At 33.9% G+C, this 3,202-nt stretch carries 5 protein-coding genes; all 5 read right to left on the bottom strand.

Annotation, left to right across the window (positions count from 1 at the left end):
• Positions 1-719, bottom strand: a 719-nt coding sequence (locus CXF67_RS08960; protein ID WP_180957937.1) for a PH domain-containing protein, incomplete at its 3' end; no start/stop codon positions are given.
• Positions 712-1,227: a PH domain-containing protein gene (locus tag CXF67_RS08955; RefSeq protein ID WP_102088448.1), complete on the bottom strand. Its 516-nt coding sequence runs from the start codon at positions 1,225-1,227 to the stop codon at positions 712-714. The genes CXF67_RS08960 and CXF67_RS08955, both read right to left, overlap by 8 nt.
• 4 nt (positions 1,228-1,231) lie before the next feature.
• Positions 1,232-1,813, bottom strand: a complete 582-nt coding sequence (locus CXF67_RS08950) for a hypothetical protein (protein WP_102088447.1) — start codon at positions 1,811-1,813, stop codon at positions 1,232-1,234.
• A 40-nt stretch (positions 1,814-1,853) separates the two neighbouring features.
• A complete protein-coding gene (locus tag CXF67_RS08945) occupies positions 1,854-2,687 on the bottom strand; it encodes a 1,4-dihydroxy-2-naphthoyl-CoA synthase (protein ID WP_102088446.1) in 834 nt (277 codons plus the stop codon).
• Positions 2,688-2,697: 10 nt separating this feature from the next.
• A partial coding sequence (locus CXF67_RS08940) for a cysteine dioxygenase (protein WP_102088445.1) occupies positions 2,698-3,202 on the bottom strand: 505 nt, incomplete at its 5' end.

The raw sequence follows: 3,202 nt of genomic DNA, 5'->3' as shown, positions 1-3,202 counted from the left end.
AAATCTTCCTCAAGATTGAGATCATAGATTTGAGTTAAGAAATCCCGGACGAAGTTATAGGCATAGGCTAAAAATGCAAGTAGTAAGCCAACCCCTTTGAAAAGATTAGAACTAATACCTACCTTTAGTAGAGTATTGAAATTCAATTTAAAGAGCAATGAAGGCTCTTCGATTCTTTTGGAATGTTCATCTAATTTAGAATCCAAAGCACTTTTGTCATTCAAAATTTGCAGGTCATCATCTCCTATCCGCTCTTTTTCTTTAATAAGTTTATCTTTTAAAGATTGAGCAAAATCTTTGTCTAAGGCTTTAATTTTAATTTCGGCAGTTCCTTCGCCAGCCGTTTCAATTTCAAAACCCACTACATTTAAAACCTGTTGCAAAAAATTCTGTTGAAGATTGATGTTTTGAATTCTCTCAAAAGGAATTTCAACATGACTTAATTTTATGACTCCTTGATCTAAATGAAAAGCGTCTTCTTGAATAGAAAATTTAAACTTTTTATAGGATAGATATGAGAAAACAAATTGAAGAACAACAAATAAAATTGCTCCTATAATAATATAAGTACCGTAGTCTTGTAATAGGTTTTTCTTAAAAAAAGGAATTGCCAAAATATAAATATTTTGACGGACTCGCTTTATCAGGTCTGTAAAAAAAATAAGAAAAATACCATTAAAAGATTGTAATCTAGGAATTGAGAAGTCTATATTACTCATCTATAATAGTAGTTTTAGCCAGAACTTTAGCCTTTATTTTTTGAGCGGTCTCTTTATCCAACCCATCTATAATTAAGTCTCCCGAAGAAGCGCCAGCAGTATACAGTCTTAAAGAATACAGATTGTAAAACCGAGAAAGCGGACCTTGTTTGATCTCTACATGCTGTATTCTATTATAAGGAATAACAGTCTCTGTAAAATAAAAGAAGCCAGATTGGTAAATAATATCGTATTGTCTTATTCCAAATAACCTCAAGGGGAAACCTTTTTCGATCTCAGTTGCTCTTACCACTAAAACAAGGCTTAAGAGGCATAAGACCACAATAGGAATCCATAGAGGAACAGGTTCAATAAAGAAAGCTATAATCGGTAATGCAAAAAGCAAGGTAAAGACAAGCCCCTCATTTATCCAGATCAGTCTCTTATATCGTTTTTGAACTAAATTAAGCTCAACAGATTTAAAATCTGGTAACTCATCAAGATGCACTTCTAAATTTTCAAAATTCATATAATCAATAATTGGATTTCACTCGCTCTCCATTTTTATAGTAACCTACAAAGGCATCTTGAAAATCGAGTTTTGTTACTATTTGTCTGAGTTTTTCAGCTTCGACTTCAGTTTGATACACTCCTAAAGTGAACAAATTAAAATCTCTAAAATTAGCATTATGAACTATACTATAAGCATCTGATGACAATTTGACGTTGAATTTCTTAAAAGCACCTAATTGAACCGCATAGAATTCATTTAGATCTAATGGACTAGTAGACATAGATATCTGAGACTCTAAATCTGCAATTCTATTTTCATAATTTTCTATGGATGAGATTTCAACAATCTGTTCGCCTTCTTCAAGCTGAATACCAGTGTCCAAATTTAATAAATTCGGTTGAAAATTAACAATTAAAAGAAGTGCTAAAAAAAGTATTGCCAAGATAACAGTAGAAGCCAAAAAACCCTTCCGCTGTGATTTTATGTTTTTCTTTTCTTCAGCGAGTTCAATTATAGCTAGATTTTTCTCTTTAATTTCGGCTTTCGTTTCAGTTTCTTTATTAACGATTTCTTGAAGCTCTTGTTCGGTTAGGATTGGCATAGATGTATGAGTTATTGATTATCAATTAATACAGTCTAATTTATGAAAACCATTTGATATTTTTAAAGTTTGGTTTTCTTTTTTCTAAAAAGGCATCCCTCCCTTCTTTTGCTTCTTTGGTCATGTAGGCCAATCTAGTAGCCTCTCCTGCAAAAACTTGTTGCCCTACCATACCATCATCTGTAGCATTAAAAGCAAATTTCAGCATTTTGATAGAGGTTGGAGATTTTTCAAGTATTTCTTGAGCCCAATCATAAGCTGTAGACTCTAATTCTTCATGGGGAATCACCGCATTCACCATTCCCATTTCAAAAGCGTCTTGAGCGCTGTAATTTCTACCTAGGAAAAATATTTCTCTAGCTTTCTTTTGACCTACCATTTTAGCAAGATAAGCAGAACCATATCCGCCATCAAAACTCGTTACATCTGCATCGGTTTGTTTAAATATAGCATGCTCTTTACTCGCCAACGTCAAATCACAAACTACATGTAAAGAGTGCCCCCCACCAACAGCCCAGCCTGGCACAACGGCAATGACCACTTTAGGCATAAAGCGAATTAATCTTTGTACTTCAAGGATATTGAGCCTTGGCGTACCATCGTCATCTACATAGCCTTGATGGCCTCTTGCATTTTGATCTCCTCCACTACAAAATGCATATTTACCATCTTTAGAAGATGGGCCTTCACCCGTAAATAAAACTACACCAATGCTAGTGTCTTCCCTAGCGTCTAAAAAAGCATCAAAAAGTTCATTAACCGTTTTAGGACGAAAAGCATTCCTCACATCTGGCCTGTTAAAAGCTATCCTGGCGACACCATTAGATTTTTTATAAGTAATATCTGTATACTTTTTAGCAGTAGTCCAATTCATTTTATTTTATTTATTTATGATGTGAAATTTTTTCTCCGTTTTTGGAATAATAGTCTAATTCCTTAAATACAAATTTATCTTTTTCTGTTTTATAAACAGAACATTCATCTATAGGTCCTACATAAAGGTGAAGACTTATAGATCGGCCTTTGTCGAGGTTATGCAAAGAATGATATCCTAAGGCGTCATTCATATAGGATAAACGGCTTTGAGTCATCTGCACATCTGCTGTTTTTTCTAAATCACCCTCTATCTCGGCATATCGTTTTTCCCTAAGCTTCCCTTCAGCCAAATACACCCAACACTCTTCTCCATTATGACAATGAATGGGAGTTTCTTGCCCTTCTTCCCAACATAATAAAAGTAATTCATACTTAGAGGTTCTAGAAACACAGTTCCTAGTGTAAGTTTCTTGACACCAAAATGCATAAGGCATTAAATCCTCTTCTGGAATTGACAGGTGTTTTGCGATTTCAAAATAATCTTGTCCCTTACAAGTTGGTAATATTTCTAAA

Origin of the sequence: Psychroflexus sp. MES1-P1E, from assembly GCF_002836055.1 — a bacterium.
Lineage (GTDB): Bacteria > Bacteroidota > Bacteroidia > Flavobacteriales > Flavobacteriaceae > Psychroflexus.
This window is presented reverse-complemented; position numbering and strand designations above follow the sequence as displayed.

Coding starts and splice junctions, on each gene's coding strand:
- CXF67_RS08945 (WP_102088446.1), bottom strand. CDS start 2,687: ATGAATTGGACTACTGCTAAAAAGTATACAGATATTACTTATAAAAAA.
- CXF67_RS08950 (WP_102088447.1), bottom strand. CDS start 1,813: ATGCCAATCCTAACCGAACAAGAGCTTCAAGAAATCGTTAATAAAGAA.
- CXF67_RS08955 (WP_102088448.1), bottom strand. CDS start 1,227: ATGAATTTTGAAAATTTAGAAGTGCATCTTGATGAGTTACCAGATTTT.